Origin of the sequence: Protofrankia symbiont of Coriaria ruscifolia (assembly GCF_900634745.1) — a bacterium.
In the GTDB taxonomy this organism is placed as follows: Bacteria; Actinomycetota; Actinomycetes; order Frankiales; family Frankiaceae; genus Protofrankia; species Protofrankia californiensis.
Genome location: NZ_CAAAFR010000069.1, coordinates 1,365 through 17,610, shown reverse-complemented (window position 1 = coordinate 17,610; position 16,246 = coordinate 1,365). Strand labels below are relative to the sequence as shown.

The 16,246-nt window shown below is 70.0% G+C and carries 9 protein-coding genes and 1 pseudogene; 6 read left to right on the top strand and 4 right to left on the bottom strand.

Annotated elements, in window-relative coordinates; all coding sequences use genetic code 11:
- Window positions 1–115: 115 nt before the first annotated feature.
- Window positions 116–388 carry a type II toxin-antitoxin system RelE family toxin gene (locus tag CV1CTNOD_RS09910; RefSeq protein ID WP_131785828.1) on the bottom strand — a complete coding sequence of 91 codons (273 nt, stop codon included), beginning with the start codon at window positions 386–388 and terminating at the stop codon, window positions 116–118.
- Window positions 385–669, bottom strand: a complete 285-nt coding sequence (locus CV1CTNOD_RS09905) for a type II toxin-antitoxin system Phd/YefM family antitoxin (protein ID WP_131766453.1) — start codon at window positions 667–669, stop codon at window positions 385–387. Before CV1CTNOD_RS09905 ends, CV1CTNOD_RS09910 begins: the two co-directional genes overlap by 4 nt.
- A gap of 59 nt (window positions 670–728) precedes the next feature.
- On the opposite strand from CV1CTNOD_RS09905, the pseudogene CV1CTNOD_RS09900 reads away from it, so the two are divergent.
- Window positions 729–1,001, top strand: a pseudogene (locus CV1CTNOD_RS09900) (hypothetical protein); the annotation flags it as partial.
- A 509-nt stretch (window positions 1,002–1,510) separates the two neighbouring features.
- Here CV1CTNOD_RS09900 and CV1CTNOD_RS09890 read toward each other — a convergent pair.
- A complete protein-coding gene (locus CV1CTNOD_RS09890) occupies window positions 1,511–3,016 on the bottom strand; it encodes a wax ester/triacylglycerol synthase family O-acyltransferase (RefSeq protein ID WP_131785826.1) in 1,506 nt (501 codons plus the stop codon).
- A gap of 78 nt (window positions 3,017–3,094) precedes the next feature.
- Complete coding sequence (locus CV1CTNOD_RS09885) at window positions 3,095–3,937, bottom strand: esterase/lipase family protein (protein WP_131785825.1); 843 nt, start codon at window positions 3,935–3,937, stop codon at window positions 3,095–3,097.
- A gap of 961 nt (window positions 3,938–4,898) precedes the next feature.
- On the opposite strand from CV1CTNOD_RS09885, the gene CV1CTNOD_RS09880 reads away from it, so the two are divergent.
- The 5 genes from CV1CTNOD_RS09880 to CV1CTNOD_RS09860 all read left to right on the top strand — a co-directional run.
- Entirely contained in the window at window positions 4,899–5,696 is a 798-nt protein-coding gene (locus CV1CTNOD_RS09880; protein ID WP_131785829.1) for an SDR family oxidoreductase, read from the top strand.
- A gap of 134 nt (window positions 5,697–5,830) precedes the next feature.
- On the top strand, window positions 5,831–6,091 hold the full coding sequence (locus tag CV1CTNOD_RS09875; protein WP_241251427.1) for an acyl carrier protein: 261 nt from the start codon (window positions 5,831–5,833) through the stop codon (window positions 6,089–6,091).
- A 1-nt stretch (window position 6,092) separates the two neighbouring features.
- Window positions 6,093–6,839, top strand: coding sequence for a 3-oxoacyl-ACP reductase FabG (gene fabG / locus CV1CTNOD_RS09870; protein ID WP_131785824.1), 747 nt, complete (start codon window positions 6,093–6,095; stop codon window positions 6,837–6,839).
- A gap of 138 nt (window positions 6,840–6,977) precedes the next feature.
- The gene (locus tag CV1CTNOD_RS09865; RefSeq protein ID WP_131785823.1) at window positions 6,978–7,736 is read left to right on the top strand and encodes a thioesterase II family protein; all 759 of its coding nucleotides are present in this window, start codon (window positions 6,978–6,980) and stop codon (window positions 7,734–7,736) included.
- Between the two features lie 178 nt (window positions 7,737–7,914).
- On the top strand, window positions 7,915–16,246 hold an 8,332-nt coding region (locus CV1CTNOD_RS09860; protein WP_165485419.1), incomplete at its 3' end, for a type I polyketide synthase.

The following is a 16,246-nucleotide window of genomic DNA, read 5'->3' as shown; positions in this document are numbered from 1 at the left end:
GCAGGGTCCGCCATGTCTTGCTTTCCCATAACGCAACAGACCCCTGGCGTGCGGTTGCGGGTGATGCGGCCCGGTTGCAAGGAGCTACGTTCTCTCCGTGAGAGGCGACGGGAAACTACGTTCGGTAGGAGTCTCGGCGGTGCTTCACGACCTCGATCGTGACGAGATGTTTGTCGTCGTCGATGCTGTAGATCACCCGGTATGTTGCGCGACGGGCAGACCACATTCCCGTGAAGGGATCGTGTAGAGGTTTGCCCACACGACGGGGATCTCCGCGGAGCGGACCGAGGGCAAGTTCAAGCACGGCTGCCGCGACGGACTCCGGTAGTTCCTCGGCCACCGCCCGCCGCGCAGACCGGGACCACCGCAGGTCGTACGGTTCACTCACGCCGTCTGCTGGCCCCGTCGCCGAAACGCTGCCAGCACCTCGTCAGTGGTGTAGACCTCGCCGCGCGCAACCTCTTCGCGCGCATCCCGGATGGCTGCCACCGTGTCGGTGTCGGCTAGGATCTTCAGCGTCTCGTGGAGGCTCTCCCACTCCTCCACCGAGATCACGACAGCTGCGGGACGGCCGTTGCGGGTAACGGTGATCTGGTCATGTTGCTGCTGGACCTTGGTTACCAGTTCGGACAACCGGGTCTTGACCTCGGCCAGCGGCAGCGTCTCCATGGTCAGAATTGTAGTCCAGCGGCTCTTCGACATCCGGGACACCGTCTTCCGGAACCCCGCCGCAGGCCGAACAGCGGTTCGGCCACCGGCACTTCTCCGAGCTCACCGCCGTGTTCACCGCCGCGCCCGAATTCACCGTCCTGTGTGGGCGGGACGAGATCGGCCGGACCGACCCGGTGCTGCTCACCGACCCGGTGGAAGGCCCCCGTCTGCTGAGCGACGACGTTCGGTGGTGGACCTGGGCGGGGGAGCGGGCGAACCTCACGCTCGTGGCAACCCTTGGAGATCTTGCGGACGGGCGCCAGCGGGCGGACGCGGCCCATGTGCGGCTGCCGCGATCGGGCACAGGATGGGTTCCTCGGATGTGCACCTCCCGTCGGCACGGGGGCACCGGGTCCGGAACCGGCAGCCGTCCAGGGGCCGCATGGGGGAGGGTGTGAGTAGCGGGCGCCATGTCCGATGATGATGGCTGGCAGCGTCGTGAGGTGTTGATCCGGGATCTTGTGGCTGGGCTTGCCGAGCGGCTTCCCCACGGCGTCCGGCTCCTGGAGGCCCGCGCCGGTACGACAACCTGCCCCGCTCGGATGCGATACCGCAGGTACCGGCCGACCCGGGGAATTCTCGGGAATCGTCGGGGATCGACGTTGACCAGTCCGGAAGCATCAGCATTATTACCGACAGTTACCGATGGTGGCGATGGTCGTGTGACGGTGCTGAAGAACCCTGTGGGCGGCAGAAACGCCGTCCGTATCGCCGCCCGGCGGGATACGGCGGGTGGCCCGGCCACACCCGTTCGGGATGACCCAGATGGCCTCCGCACCGCCCGGTTGCGTCGGCGGGGTCAGGTGACGGGTTGCGCGGTGACGGTTCTTCGGCCCGCCGGCACGGACGGCCCGGGGGTGGGGTCGGCTGTCGAGGACTCGGCCGGCAGCGCGACCCGGGGTGCGGGCACGGGGGCCGGAGGAGCGAGGGCGGTCAGCGCGAGCGGCAGGGCACGGCTGAGGCCGGTCACGTCCGGCTGGATCGACGGGTCGCTGTACAAGGCGATGCCGATGAAGTGGCGACTGCTGGTCACGGCGACGCTGAGCCCGTGTCCGTGGGCCAGTGGCACCATGCCGTAGAACTCCCGCATCGGGGCGCCGGCCATCCGCAGGGTGGCATTCGATTTCGGTATGTTGCTCACCACGACGTCGAACAGCAGGTTGGCACCGCGTCCGGCCAGCGGCCCGACGAGATGGTGCACCGCGGCGGGCAGCGAGTTGGCGAGTAGCGGGAACGCACCGGCTCCGCGGTACGGCCCGTTGGCCTTGTTGCGTTCCATGGCGACGTGGACGGCCCGCAGCCGTCGTACGGGGTCCGGTTCGGACACCGGCAGTTCACACAGATATCCGGACAGGTTGTTGCCCCGCCCTGGCTCTGCGGCATCGATGCGGAGAGCGACCGGGATCAGTGCCCGCGGCCTGGCCCCGCCCAGCCCGCGGTCGCCGGAGCCCAGCCAGTCACGAAGAGCTCCGGCCAGCACGGCGAGGACAACCTCGTGGGTCATGACCCTGTGCTGCTGACGGACCCGTCGTACCGCGGCCGGATCCAGCTGGACGATGGTCATCTGCCGTCGCGGTGGCGTCCTCGACGGTGTTCCCACGAGGGAGGACACGGCTGAGAAGCGCGCCTTGCGCAGTACCGACGCCGCAATGCCCAGTTCGCGTGTGGTCTGGCGCCCGGTCTCGATCAGCTGCCCGGCGAGTAGGGAGGGGCCGGCGACCAGGGAGGGGATCGCGCTCAACCACTGGTCCGGCCGGGACACCGAGCGCCATGCCCCGTGTATGCGCGAACTCGGTGCGGCTGACGTGGCCGTTGTGCCGCCGATCAGGGCTGCACTCTCGTCGTACACCGCGGAAAAGAGGCGGACGCCGCCCTGCCCGTCGGTGACAGCATGGTGCGTCTTGAGCAGGAGCGCGAAATGTCCGTCGGACAGCCCGGTGATCACGTGTACTTCCCACAGCGGCCGGGCCGGGTTGAGCTGGGAGGCCATCGCGTTGGCGGCGTATTCGGTGAGCTGATCGCGTGTTCCAGGGGGAGGCAGACAGCAGACCCGAATATGTGCCTCCACCTGGAACTGCGCGTCTTCGACCCATTCTGCTGCGGCGGGCGGTACCGCCAGCGACCGGAGGCGCTGACGAAACTGGGGGAAGCTTCCCATCCGCTCGCCCAGCAGACGGACCAGCTGCTCGACACCGACGGGGTGGGTTGGTTCGAATATCATCAGCGCACCGATGTTCATCGGAGCCGCCGGATCGTCCAGTTTCAGAAATGCTACGTCCAGTCCGCTCAGCCGCTCGCCGGCCATCCAGCCTTCCTCCTGTTCGGGTGCGCGGCCTGTCTCGCCGCCCTGCCGAAGTCGCCGTACGTGTCGCCCGGTTTGCGCCTATGCGCGGGATGCGCCTGCCGCAGTGCTGGTGCTCGGTGCGTTGAGGTGCTTGACGACCTCGCGGAAGACCATGGGGTTGGCCGCCACGGCCCCATGGTTGCTGATGTCGACCGGGTACAGGTCCTGCAACGTGATGTTCTGCACGCCCGGCCCGTTCAGGAACGCCGAGGAATAGGGTGTGACGACATCGTCGAACTTGGACGCGATGACCGTGTACTGGACGCCGGGCACGGTTTCCCCGTCCCCGTTCAGTTTGGTCAGCAGCACGGAGCCGATGGTCTGGTCGGCACAGGCAGGCGGCATGGTCGAACCGATCAGATTCTCGGCGCCGGGGAACTGCTTGGCCAGCGTGACCAGCTCGGATTCTGCCATGCCGTGGTTGGACGGGGAGAGCGAGATCAGCCGGTTCACCTTGCTCGCTCCACCGAGGAACTTGATGTAGTAGCGCGGCATCATGCCGCCCTGTGAGTGGCCGACGATGTCGACCTGGCTGGCGCCGGTGGAGGCCAGGACCTTGTCCACGAACGCGGCGAGCTGCTGGGCCGACTTCTCGATCGTGTCCAGGCCGTGCAGGACCGGTATTCCGGGCAGGGCACCGTAGTCCAGCCGGAATACGGTGAATCCGGATGCCGCGAGTACGGGCGCGGTGGTGATCCAGTAGTCGAGGGCGTTGCCGAAGGTGCCGTGCACCAGAACCACGGGACGCGGATGCTCGGCGCTCGGACGGGCCTTCCAGTCGTCGATGTTCGGCAGTTGGACGGCGCCGGCGACCTGGGCGGCGACCTGGGCCGGTGCACCAAGAACGCCGTCCACCACTCGTCCTATTTTCGGAAACGACATGACGTAAAACCTCCTACCATTCCGCTGGACTTCGCGTGCTCAGCGAAATGATAGCTGAAGATTGACGCCACATCCGGTGCCCGGTGAAACAGAGTCGTTTGTCCGGTGGTATGCCGATGTTCCTCGTTCCGCGTCGAGGATTCGGTCGTCCCCGGGTGCCGTGAGTACGGCTGTTCGTCCATGGATGCCACGTACGTCGCATCCATTCTCGTCGCTCCGGCCGGCGAAAAATTTTGCCTGTATGAGCGACCGGGTCGTTTTCCAATCGGATCGCCTGCGTATGTGGGTTGGGCGCGGAATCGGTCCGGGTGTCGAACTACGGATGGTCGGGGACGAATGCTCCGCGACTTGCCGGGAGGGGGTTGTGCCGGTGCGCTGGAAAGTCGTAAGGTCTAGCCGGTCAAAGGCCGTGCGATCATGCTTCTTCTCGTGCGGCCGGGAGTCCCGAGGAAACCTGGGTCCTGGTCACCGGGAGGCGGTGCCGGGGCGGGTGGACATGCGCCGCCGCACCGTGTCGGCATGGCTACTTGGTTCCGTGGTTACTCGGTGCTACTGTCACGCGATGTCGTAGTGATCCGATCGATTGATCGTGGTTGACGATGAATGCGCTGGCAGCTCGAAGGCGGCATGGTCATGTTTTCCATGCCGCTGGAGGCCCAGCTTCCCGGTTCACCGGTGGGCCAGAGATGGCGCGATCATGTTTCTTTCGCGCCCGGGGCCCGGAAGTCGATCCGGGAGGTCCGGAAGGCCCACGTCTCCGGATCACCGAGAAGATGACGCGTAATTTCACATGCCCCGGTCGGCCTGGCGATGGTGGTAACTCGAATATGGAATCAGTAGTGCAGGTGGACGGGTGCTCCCACGCGGAGCGGATTCGATGGGATTATTGGTCGGATATCGATCAGAGGTCGATCGCCGGCGACGGCTCGTCGGCTCGCCGAGTGGCCACCGGGAGCTGACCGTGCTGGTGCCTCTCAAGGATTCCTGGTCGTTGGTCTTCGGCGTGTCCAGCGGCATGGGACAGGCCACGGCCCGTGCTCTGGCCGCGGAGGGCGGCAATGTCATCGGGATTCATTTCGACACCTCCGAAGGGCGGGAAGCTGCCGAGAAGCTGGCTGCGGAGCTGCATGAACGGGGCGTCGCGGCGCATTTCTTCAACCGCAATGTCGCCGCCTCGGCCACGCGCGCCGACCTGATACCCCGGATCGCCGAACTGACCGGCGGCGCCGGGCTGCGGGTCGTGCTCCACTCGGTCGCTTTCGGTTCGCTGCTGCCCTTCGTGCCCACGGCGGAGGCCACCGGCACCATCACAGCGAAGCAGATGGCCATGACCCTCGACGTGATGGCGCACAGCCTCGTCTACTGGACACAGGATCTGCTGGCCGCCGGGCTGCTGCGGCCCGGAGCCAAGATCTATGCGCTGACCAGCGCCGGGAGTTCCCTGGTAATTCCCAACTATGGAGCCGTCTCGGCGGCCAAGTCGGCGCTGGAGTCGCATGTCCGCCAACTCGCCGTGGAACTCGCGCAGCGCGGTGTGGCGGTCAACGCGCTGCGTCCCGGTACAACGATCACGCCCGCATTTCGGAAGATCCCGGGCAGCGCGCAGTTCGACGACAAGTGCCTTGCCCGTAATCCGCATCGGCGGCTCACCCGGCCCGAGGACGTCGGCGAGGCGATCGTCATGCTGTCCGCCAGTGATTCGTCCTGGGTGACGGGAAATGTGATCGGTGTCGACGGCGGCGAACTGATCGGGACATGACGACCTACCGGTCCCGCTGAGCGGCCCGGGGACCCGGGCCTCCCGGATCGGCAGGAACCCCGAGCGCGAAAGAAACATGATCGCACTGCCGCCGGCCATCCGGAACAGACGTGACAAAGAAAAGGATGCCATCCATGACCAAGAATCTGGAGATCACGGTGGACCGGGAGGAGCTGCGCGGCCTCGTCGCCGACGCCCTCGAACGGTCGCCGGCCGAGGTGACCGACGATGCCGACTTCATCAGCGAGCTCGACCTCGACTCGCTGATGGCGCTGGAGATCGTGGTGCGCGTGGAAAAGCGTTACCGCATCAAGGTGAAGGACGAGGAGTTCACCAGCATCACCTCCCTGAACGGGGTTTACGACCTGCTGACGGCCAAACTCGGAGAGACCTGACATGTCCGGTGACGTCCGCCCGGTCGCCGTGGTGACCGGCGGTTCCCGCGGCATCGGCCGCGCGGTGGTACGCCATCTCGCCGCTGACGGTTTCGACGTGGCGTTTTGCTACCATTCCCGTCCCGACGCCGCGGAGGATGCCGTCGCCGAGGCGGAGGCCCACGGCGGACGGGTGCTCGCCTACAAACTGGACGTCGCGGACGCCGGCGAGGCACGGGCGTTGGTGTCCGCCGCCGAGGACGAACTCGGGCCGATCTCCGCGGTGGTCGCCTCCGCCGGCGTCGTCCGGGACAACCCTCTGGTGCGGATGACCGACGACGAATGGCGGACCGTGCTCAGCACCAACCTCGACGGTACGTACAACATCTGCCGAGCGGCGATCTTCTCCTTCATGAAGCGCCGCACCGGTTGTGTCGTAACGATGTCCTCGGTGGCGGGCGTGTACGGCAGCGCGAAGCAGGCGAACTACGCGGCGTCCAAGGCCGGCATCATCGGGTTCACCCGTGCGCTGGCCAAGGAGTGTGGGCCGTTCGGTGTGCGGGCCAACGTGGTTGCGCCCGGCCTCATCGCCACCGACATGACCAGCGGTCTCGGCGAGCCGTTGCGCCAGCAGCTCGTCGAACGCATTCCGTTGGGCCGTGCGGGAGATCCGGACGACGTGGCCGCACTCGTCTCGTTTCTCCTTTCCGACCGGGCCGGCTACATCACCGGCCAGGTATTCGGTGTGGACGGTGGGCTGGTCGTGTGACAGGGCGATTCCTCAGTCGGCCGGGAGCCCGTTTTCCGCACCGCTGGAGGCCCAGGTCTCCGGGCCGCTGACGGCTCGGTCACCCGGGGGTAGCCCCTAAAACCCGCCCCCGTATACGGGTACTTTCCGAGGAGTCCGATGACGATAACCACCCGGAACGACGAACCATGGCTGCGGCGCTTTCATCCGGCGCCGGAGGCCAAGGTCCGTCTGGTCTGCCTGCCGCACGCCGGCGGCTCGGCCAGCTTCTACTTTCCGGTCTCACGGGCGCTGTCCGCGTCGGTCGAGGTGCTGGCAGCCCAGTATCCCGGCAGGCAGGATCGGCGCAGCGAGAAATGTGTGGAGGACGTCGCCGAGCTCGCCGACCGGCTTGTCGAGGTGCTGCTGGGCTGGGCTGACCGGCCGCTCGCCCTTTTCGGGCACAGCATGGGTGCCACGGTCGCCTTCGAGGTCGCCCGGCGGCTGGAGAACACCGGCGTGATCGCCGCGGGACTGTTCGTCTCCGGTCGCCGCGCTCCTTCCAGGCAGCGGGTCGAAAACATACACCGCAGCTCGGACGACCTGCTGCTGGCCGAACTGAAGGCGCTCAGCGGAACCGAGGCGCAGTTGTTCGGCGACAGCGAGCTGCTCAGTATCGTGCTACCGGTGATCCGCAGTGATTACAAAGCGGCCGAAACATATCGCTACCAACCCGGCCCGAGGCTGAACTGCCCGATTTTCGCTCTGGTCGGGGACAGCGACCCGAAGGTCACGGTTGACGATGCCCGCGCCTGGGCGGAGCACACCACGGCGCAGTTCGACATGGGCGTCTTCTCCGGTGGCCACTTCTATCTGACCGAACACCGTTCGGCTGTCATCCACACGATCCTGGAGCACCTCGCGCGATTTTGTGGATGATTCGTCTGCGGATGATTTGTCGTTTGATTCGTCGTTGTGGATGATGTGCCGGTCCCGTACCCGGTCAGCCGCGATCCGTCCGGTGGACGGTTTGATCTCGGCAGCCGTCGAGCCGACGAGAAAGATGTGAACGACGTTGGTCGCTACGGCTTTTTCCCTGTTTCAGTCGGAGGTGGCAATGAGCGATTCCGAAGCTGTCCCGAACGCGACGTCGGTGCGCCCGGATCGCCGGATCGCCGTGATCGGCATGTCCTGCCGCCTGCCCGCAGCGCCCGACCTCGACGGCTTCTGGCGGTTGCTGCGCACCGGAACAGCCGGCATCACCGAGGCACCGGAGGACCGTTGGGGCCCGCCCGGCCCGTTCGACAGCGAGCTGTCCCGTCCCGGTGGCCGGCGGGGTGGATTCCTCGACCAGGTCGACCGGTTCGACGCGGAGTTCTTCGGCATCTCCCCGCGCGAGGCCGCCATGGTGGACCCCCAGCAGCGGCTGGTACTGGAACTCGGCTGGGAGGCCCTGGAGGACGCCGGGATCGTCCCCGAAAGGCTGCGCGGCACCCGCAGCGGCGTGTTCGTCGCGGCGATGTGGGACGACTACGCCACCGTGCTGCGACGGGGCGGGCCCGAGGCGATCAGCCAGCACACCATGACCGGGCTGCACCGCAGCGTCATCGCGAACCGGCTGTCGTACAAGCTGGGGCTGCGGGGTCCGAGCCTGGTCGTGGACACGGGCCAGTCCTCCTCGCTCGTCGCGGTCCACCTGGCATGCGAGAGCCTGCTGCGGGAGGAGTGCACCGTCGCGCTCGTCGGTGGCGTGAACCTCATGCTCGCCGCCGAAAGCACCGTCACGGTCGATCGTCTCGGCGCGTTGTCGCCCGACGGCCGGTGCCACACCTTCGACGCGCGCGCGAACGGCTTTGTCCGCGGCGAGGGCGGGGCCGTTGTGGTCCTGAAACCCCTTGCCAGCGCCCAGGCGGACGGCGACCCGATCTACTGCGTGATCCGCGGCAGCGCGGTCAACAACGACGGCGGTGGTGACAGCCTGATCACCCCGGACCAGGCCGGGCAGGAGGACGTCGTCCGGCAGGCGTGTGCCCGGGCTGGCATCGCCCCGGCCGACGTGCAGTACATCGAGATGCACGGGGCCGCAACCAAAGTCGGCGACCCGGTGGAGGCCGCGGCCCTCGGTGCCGTGCTCGCAGCAGCCAGGTCGGGCCGGTCACCCCTGCGGGTGGGCTCGGTCAAGACCAACATCGGGCACCTCGACGGTGCGGCCGGTATCGCCGGACTGGTGAAGACCATCCTGTGCATCAGGAACCGGGAACTCGTACCGAGCCTGAACTTCCAGGCGCCGAATCCGGCGATTCCGCTGGACGCGCTGAACCTGGCCGTGCAGGTGGCAGCGCAGCGGTGGCCGGACGAGGGCGGCGGCCGGGTCGCCGGCGTCAGCGCGTTCGGCATGGGCGGCACCAACTGCCATGTGCTGCTCTCCGAACCGCCGGATCCACGCGACGACACGCGCGACGACACGCAGCAGGAGCGCAGGAGCGGACCGCCGCATGCGGTGCCCTGGGTGATCTCGGGTAGAAGCACGCGGGCGCTGCGGGCACAGGCGAAGCGGCTGCGCTCGTACCTGACCGATCATCCTGATCGTGAACCGGTGGACGTGGCCTACTCACTGGCGACCACCCGCTCGGCCTTCCGCTACCGCGGCGGGCTGGTTGCCCGGGACCGGGCCGACCTGCTGCGCGGCCTGGACGCCCTGGCAGAGGGGCAGGAGTTTCCCGGCCTCGTACGCGCGGTCGCAGGCGATGCCGGCGTGGTGGCGTTCCTGTTCGCCGGCCAGGGAGTGCAGCGGCTGGGTATGGGCAGGCAGCTGTACGACCGTTTCCCGGCCTTCGCCGAGGCCTTCGACGACGTGTGCGCGCACCTGGACGGCTACTTCGACCGGGGGGTGCGCGACGTCGTCTTCGCCCCGGAGGGCTCGCCGGACGCCGAGCTGCTCAGCCGCACGGACTACACGCAGGCGGCGCTGTTCGCGCTGGAGACCGCCCTGTTCCGGCTGGTGCGGCGGTGGGGTCTACAGCCTGGTTTCCTGCTCGGTCACTCCCTCGGTGAACTGACCGCCGCCCACGCCGCCGGCGTTCTGGATCTTGCCGACGCGTGTGCGCTGGTGGCCGCACGAGGGCGGCTGATGCACGGGCTTCCACCGGGCGGCGCGATGATCGCGCTGCAGGCCGCCGAGGAGGAGGTGCTGCCGCTGCTCGCCGGCCGCGAGGAGCACCTGAGCATTGCCGCGGTCAACGGTCCGATGGCGACCGTGGTGTCCGGCGAGGAGTCGGAGGCCGCGGCCGTCGCCGCCCATTTCGAGGCCGTGGGGCGCAAGGTCACCTGGCTGCGGATCAGCCTTGCCTCGCACTCGCCGCTGGTGGACGGCATGCTGGCCGAGTTCGGCCAGGTGGCGCAGGGCCTTTCGTTCGCGCCGCCGCGCATCCCGATCATTTCGACTGTCACCGGCGAGCCGGCTTCCGCCGCAGACCTGTGCACGCCCGGCTACTGGGTGCGCAACGTCCGGGAGGCCGTGCGGTTCTGCGACGGCGTCAGGCAGCTGCAGGCGCACGGCGTCACCGCCTTCCTGGAACTCGGCCCGGACGGTGTGCTCTCGGCGCTGGCCCAGGACTGCCTGACCACTCCGGCCGCGCACACCCCGGACATCGCCGTGGTACCGGCGCTGGCCAAGGACCAGGCCGAACCCGACGCACTGCTCGCCGCCGCCGTCAGCCTGCACGTCCGCGGGGCTGAGCTCGACTGGGACGAGGTGCTCGCCGGCCAGGACTGCCGGCCGGTGCGCCTGTCGACGTACGCGTTCGTCCGCCGGCGCCACTGGGCGGACGTGTCCGTACCCGAGACCACCGGCGACCACGGCCAGATCAATGTCCGGGCCAACGGCCAGGTCACCGGCCAGGCCGGCAGCCGGCCGGTCGTCGTGGCGGAGGCAGCGGAGGCGGACGAAGCAGACGAAGCGGACGAGGAGCAGCCGCTCGAGCCGGCGGCCGCCCTGGCCCTCAGCCTGGCCGGCCGCTCCGATGCCGAGCGGGAGGAGATCCTGTCGGACCTGGTCGGCCGGCACGTCGCCGCCCTGCTCGGGCACGCCTCGCCGGACGCCGTCGACGTGGGCTCGGCGTTCCGGGAACTCGGCTTCGACTCGCTCACCGGCGTCCGGCTGTGCCAACGCCTGGCCGAGGCCACCGGCCTGCGGGTGCCGGCCACAGTGCTGTTCGAACATCCCACGCCGCTGGCCCTGGCACGTCATCTGCGCCGCGAGATCTCGGGCGGGCAGGCTGTTGCCGCTGCCCCGGCGAGCGTCGCCTCCGGCGTTGACGAGCCGATCGCCATCGTCGCTATGGCATGCCGCTATCCCGGCGGGGTGCGCACCCCGGAGCAGCTGTGGGAGCTGGTTGCCGGCGGCGGGGACGCCATCGGCGGCTTCCCCACCGACCGCGGGTGGGACGTCGACGCCCTGTACCGGCCTGGCCAGGCCGAGCCGGGGCGGACCTATGTCGGCGAGGGCGGTTTCCTCGACGACGCCACCCTGTTCGACCCCGGGTTCTTCGGCATCTCCCCGCGCGAGGCAGCGGCGATGGATCCCCAGCAGCGGCTGTTGCTGGAGATCGCCTGGGAGGCGGTCGAACGGGCCGGTATCGCGCCCGAGGCGTTGCACGGCAGCCAGACCGGGGTCTTTGTCGGCGCCATGCCCCAGGACTACGGCCCGCGCCTGCACCAGGCCGACCGGGGCCTGCACGGCTACCTGCTGACCGGCAACACGCTCAGCATGGCCTCCGGCCGGATTGCATACACCTTCGGTCTGCGCGGCCCGGCGATCACCGTTGACACGGCGTGCTCGTCGTCGCTGGTCGCCCTGCATCTGGCCGCCCAGGCGCTGCGGCGCGGCGAGTGCACGTTGGCGCTCGCAGGCGGGGTCACGGTGATGTCCAGCCCCGGCATGTTCGTGGAGTTCAGCCAGCAGCGTGGGCTGGCCCCTGACGGCCGGTGCAAACCATTCTCCTCGGACGCCGACGGCACCGCCTGGTCCGAAGGCGTCGGCCTGCTGGTGCTGCAGACCCTGTCCGAGGCTCGCCGGGCGGGCCATCCGGTGCTGGCCGTCCTGCGGGGTTCGGCGGTCAACTCCGATGGCGCGAGCAACGGCCTGACCGCGCCGAACGGCGCAGCGCAGGAACGGGTGATCCGCGACGCCCTGGCCGACGCCCGGCTGACCCCGGACGAGGTGGACGCCGTCGAGGCGCACGGCACCGGCACCATGCTCGGGGACCCCATCGAGGCCCAGGCCATCCTGGCCACCTACGGGCAGGACCGGAGCGTGGACGGACCGCTGCTGCTGGGGTCGATGAAGTCCAACATCGGTCATGCCCAGGCGGCTGCCGGTGTCGCTGGCGTGATCAAGATGGTCATGGCGATGCGGCACGGCCTGCTGCCGGCGACTCTGCACGCCGGGAAGCCGAGCCCCCATGTGGACTGGTCCGCCGGCGCGGTCACGCTGCTGGACCAGGCGCGGCCCTGGCCGGAGCGTGACCGGCCCCGGCGGGCCGCCGTGTCGTCCTTCGGTATCAGCGGCACCAACGCGCACACCATCGTGGAGCAGGCACCGGCCGAGCGGAGCCTCGCCGGCGGTGCGCCGGCCACCGGTGTGCCCGGCACCGCCCCGGCACGTGCCTGGGTCCTGTCGGCCACCAGCGTGGACGCGCTGCGGGCGCAGGCCGAGCGGTTGAGCTCCCACGTCGAGGAACGTCCCGAGCTCGACGTGACGGACGTGGCATGGTCCCTGGCGACCGGCCGGTCCACCTTCGAACACCGGGCGGCGGTCGTCGGCCGGGACCGGGGCGAGCTGCTCGCCGGACTGCGCGACCTCGCCCTGGGCAGGCCGAGCGCGGCGGTGGTGCGGGGTACTGCCGGCAGGGGAAAGCTGGCCATGCTGTTCACCGGCCAGGGCGCGCAGCGGCCGGGCATGGGCCGGCGGCTGCGCGAGGTCTCCCCGGTGTTCGCCCGCGCGCTGGAGGAGGTGTTCGCCGTCTTCGACGGGCACCTCGACCGTCCGTTGCGTGACATCGTGTTCGCCGAGCCCGGCACGGCCGAAGCGCGGACTCTGAACGAGACCGCATACGCCCAGCCGGCGCTGTTCGCCCTCGAGGTGGCGTTGTTCCGGCTGACCGAATCATGGGGTGTGCGGCCGGACTTCCTCGTCGGGCACTCGATCGGCGAGCTGTCGGCGGCGCATGTCGCCGGGGTGCTGTCGCTGGCCGACGCGGCCGCGCTGGTCGCAGCCCGCGGCCGGCTGATGCAGGCCCTGCCCGCCACCGGCGCGATGGTGTCGGTGGCGGCCGGCGAAGCCGAGGTCGCCGCGCTGCTGGCCGGTCACGACGGACGCGAAGGAGAGGTCGCCGTCGCCGCCGTGAACGGCCCGGCGGCCACGGTGATCTCCGGCGACTCCCGGGCCGTGGACGCGATCGCGCAGTCCCTGCGGGAACAGGGCAGACCGACGACGCGCCTGCGCACCAGCCACGCCTTCCACTCCGCGCACATGGACGGCATGCTGGAGGAGTTCCGGCAGGTCGCGCGGTCCGTGATGTTCGCGCCGCCGCGGATTCCCATCGTCTCCGGCCTCACCGGCCAGCTGGCCACCCCGCAGCGTCTCACCGACCCCGACTACTGGGTGCGGCACGCGCGTGAGACGGTGCGCTTCCACGACAGCGTGCGCTGGCTGGAAGCGGCCGGTGTGACGAGGTTCTGCGAACTCGGGCCGGACGGCGTGCTGACCGCGATGGCGCACGAGTGCCTCACTGGTGCCACGGCGGCCACCGCGGCACGGATTGCGCTGCTGCGCCGGGACAGGCCCGACGACCAGGCCGTGACCAGCGCGCTCGCGACGCTGTTCACCGCCGGGGTGCAGCTGGACTGGCGTGGGATCTTCGCCGGGGCCGGGGCACGCCGCGTCGACCTGCCCACATACGCTTTCCAGCGGGAACGCTTCTGGCTGGCCCCCACAACCGCCCCTGTACCGGCCCCCGCGCCGGTGGCCACCGAGGCCGCCGCCGCAGCACCCGTGTCCGCGTCCCAGCTGCTGCTCGGCGCGCAGAGCTCGCCGGCCGGCTCCGGTGGTCTGCTGCTGACCGGCTGGTTGTCCGTACAAGCCCAGCCGTGGCTGGCCGACCATGTGATCATGGGGGCTGTCCTGCTGCCGGGAACGGCCTGCGCGGAACTGGCGCTGCACGCCGGACGCCGGGTCGGTGCCGGGCGGCTGGAGGAGCTCACCCTGCACCGCCCCGTGCTGCTTCCCGTGGACACCGCGGTCCATGTCCGGGTCACAGTGGACGCGTCCGACGCGACGGGGAATCGATCCGTGCGGCTGCATACGCGTCCGGGCACCGGAGCGGATGAGCACGACACCGACGAACAGCAGTGGACGCTGCACGCCGAGGGTGTCCTCGCGGCGGAGGGGCACGTGCCGCCCTCCGGTCTCGACGTGTGGCCTCCCGAGGGCGCCGAACGGGTCCAGGTCGACGATCTCTATCAGCGGCTGGCGGGACGCGGCTACGACTACGGTCCCGCCTTCCGGGCGCTCCGGTCGGCCTGGCGCCGGCAGGATGAGCTGTTCGCGGACGTGGTCCTGCCCGAGGCGGCGCAGGCCGGTCCCGCCGGTGCTGGTGGTACCGACAGCGCCGACGGTGGCGACAGCGCCGACGGTGGTGCCGGTGGCGAAGCCGGCGATTTCACGCTGCATCCGGCGCTGGTGGACGCCGCGCTGCACCTGGTCGTGGCCGAAGGCCCGCACGACGGTGATGCCGGGTTCGTACCATTCTCCTTCAGCGGGTTCACTACCGGTCGGCCGCGGGACGGATCGGGCGTCACGACGGCCCGGGTGCGGATCACCCCGCAAGGCCCGGATTCGGTGTCGGTGACGATCGCCGACGACATCGGCACGCCGGTGGTCTCGATCCGGGAGGTCGCGTTCCGGCGGATGGGTCCGCGGCAGCTCCACGACGCCCGTACTACTGGCCGTGACGCTCTGTTCCAGGTCGACTGGGCCGAGTTCGACCCGGCCGGCAGCGCGCCGGCCGGCAGCGCGCCGGCGGGCCGCTGGGCGGTGCTGGGGCCGGCCACCGGCGCACTGGCCGCGGCGGTCGACGCCACGGGCATCGCGGTGGACGGCTACTCGGACCTACACGCGCTGCGCGCTGCCGTCGAGGCGGGTGCGGTGGCGCCGGACGTAGTGCTCGCACCCGTCGGGCCCGCCACGCATGCGCCCTCACACGAGCCCCCGGCGGATGACCCGCTCCGGCCCGCTGACGTCCACCTTGCGGTGACGCGTGCGCTGGAGCTGGCGCAGTCGTGGCTGTCCGACCAGTCGCTGGCCGCGTCCCGGCTGGTGGTGCTGACGCGGGGCGCGGTCGACGCCGGCGCGGCTGCGATCACCGACCTGCCCGGTGCCGCGGTCTGGGGGCTGCTGCGCTCCGCGCAGTCGGAACACCCCGGCCGTTTCGTGCTGGCCGACTGTGACGAGCGCGAGCCGTCCTACCGTGCGCTCGTCGCAGCGCTCGCCGCCGACCGCGTCCAGCTGGTGGTGCGGGACGCCACGGTGCGTGTTCCCGCGCTCGTGCGGACCGCCCCGGCCGCGCGTGAGCTGCCCCGCCGGTTCGACGGCACCGGCACGGTGCTGCTGACCGGTGCGTTCGGCGGGCTGGGCCGGCTGGTCGCCCGGCATCTGGTCGCCCGGCATGGTGCGCGGCGGCTGTTGTTGACCAGCCGGCAGGGCCTTGCGGCCGCGGGCGCCGGCGACCTGGTCGCCGAGCTGACCGCGCTGGGCGCGGACGTACAGGTCGCGGCCTGTGACGTCGCCGATCGTGCCGGGGCCGCCGCGCTGCTGGACGGCATTCCCGCCGACCACCCGCTGCGCGCGGTGGTGCACGTGGCCGGTGTCGTCGACGACGCGACCATCGAGTCGCTGACACCTCAGCGGGTCGACGGCGTCCTGCGCGCGAAGGTCGACGCCGCCTGGCACCTGCACGAGCTGACCCGGGACCGCGACCTGTCGGCGTTCGTCCTGTTCTCCTCGGTCTCCGGTCTCATCGGAGCTGCCGGCCAGGGCAACTACGCCGCAGCCAACGCCTTCCTGGACGCCCTGGCGTGTCACCGCGCGCAGGCGGGGCTTGCCGCGACGTCGCTGGCGTGGGGGCTGTGGGACCAGCCCAGCGGCCTGGCCGGCGGCCTGCGGCCCGTCGACGTGCGGCGGATGGCCCGCGTCGGTGTCGCGGCCCTGTCCGAGCGTGCTGGCCTCGCCCTGTTCGACGACGCCCTCACCCGCGACGACGCCCTGCTGGTCGCGTTGCGGACGGATCCGGTGGCGCTGCGTGAGCAGGACGCCTCCGGCAATGTGCCGGAGGTGATGCGCACCCTGGTGCCTGCCGCCGGCAGGCGCGGGCCGCACGCCGGAGGGAACC

What these genes read in the sequence shown, in the direction of transcription:
- CV1CTNOD_RS09905 (WP_131766453.1), bottom strand. Translation starts at nt 669, where the DNA reads ATGGAGACGCTGCCGCTGGCCGAGGTCAAGACCCGGTTGTCCGAACTG.
- CV1CTNOD_RS09890 (WP_131785826.1), bottom strand. Translation starts at nt 3,016, where the DNA reads ATGGCCGGCGAGCGGCTGAGCGGACTGGACGTAGCATTTCTGAAACTG.
- CV1CTNOD_RS09885 (WP_131785825.1), bottom strand. Translation starts at nt 3,937, where the DNA reads ATGTCGTTTCCGAAAATAGGACGAGTGGTGGACGGCGTTCTTGGTGCA.
- CV1CTNOD_RS09875 (WP_241251427.1), top strand. Translation starts at nt 5,831, where the DNA reads ATGACCAAGAATCTGGAGATCACGGTGGACCGGGAGGAGCTGCGCGGC.
- fabG (WP_131785824.1), top strand. Translation starts at nt 6,093, where the DNA reads ATGTCCGGTGACGTCCGCCCGGTCGCCGTGGTGACCGGCGGTTCCCGC.
- CV1CTNOD_RS09865 (WP_131785823.1), top strand. Translation starts at nt 6,978, where the DNA reads ATGACGATAACCACCCGGAACGACGAACCATGGCTGCGGCGCTTTCAT.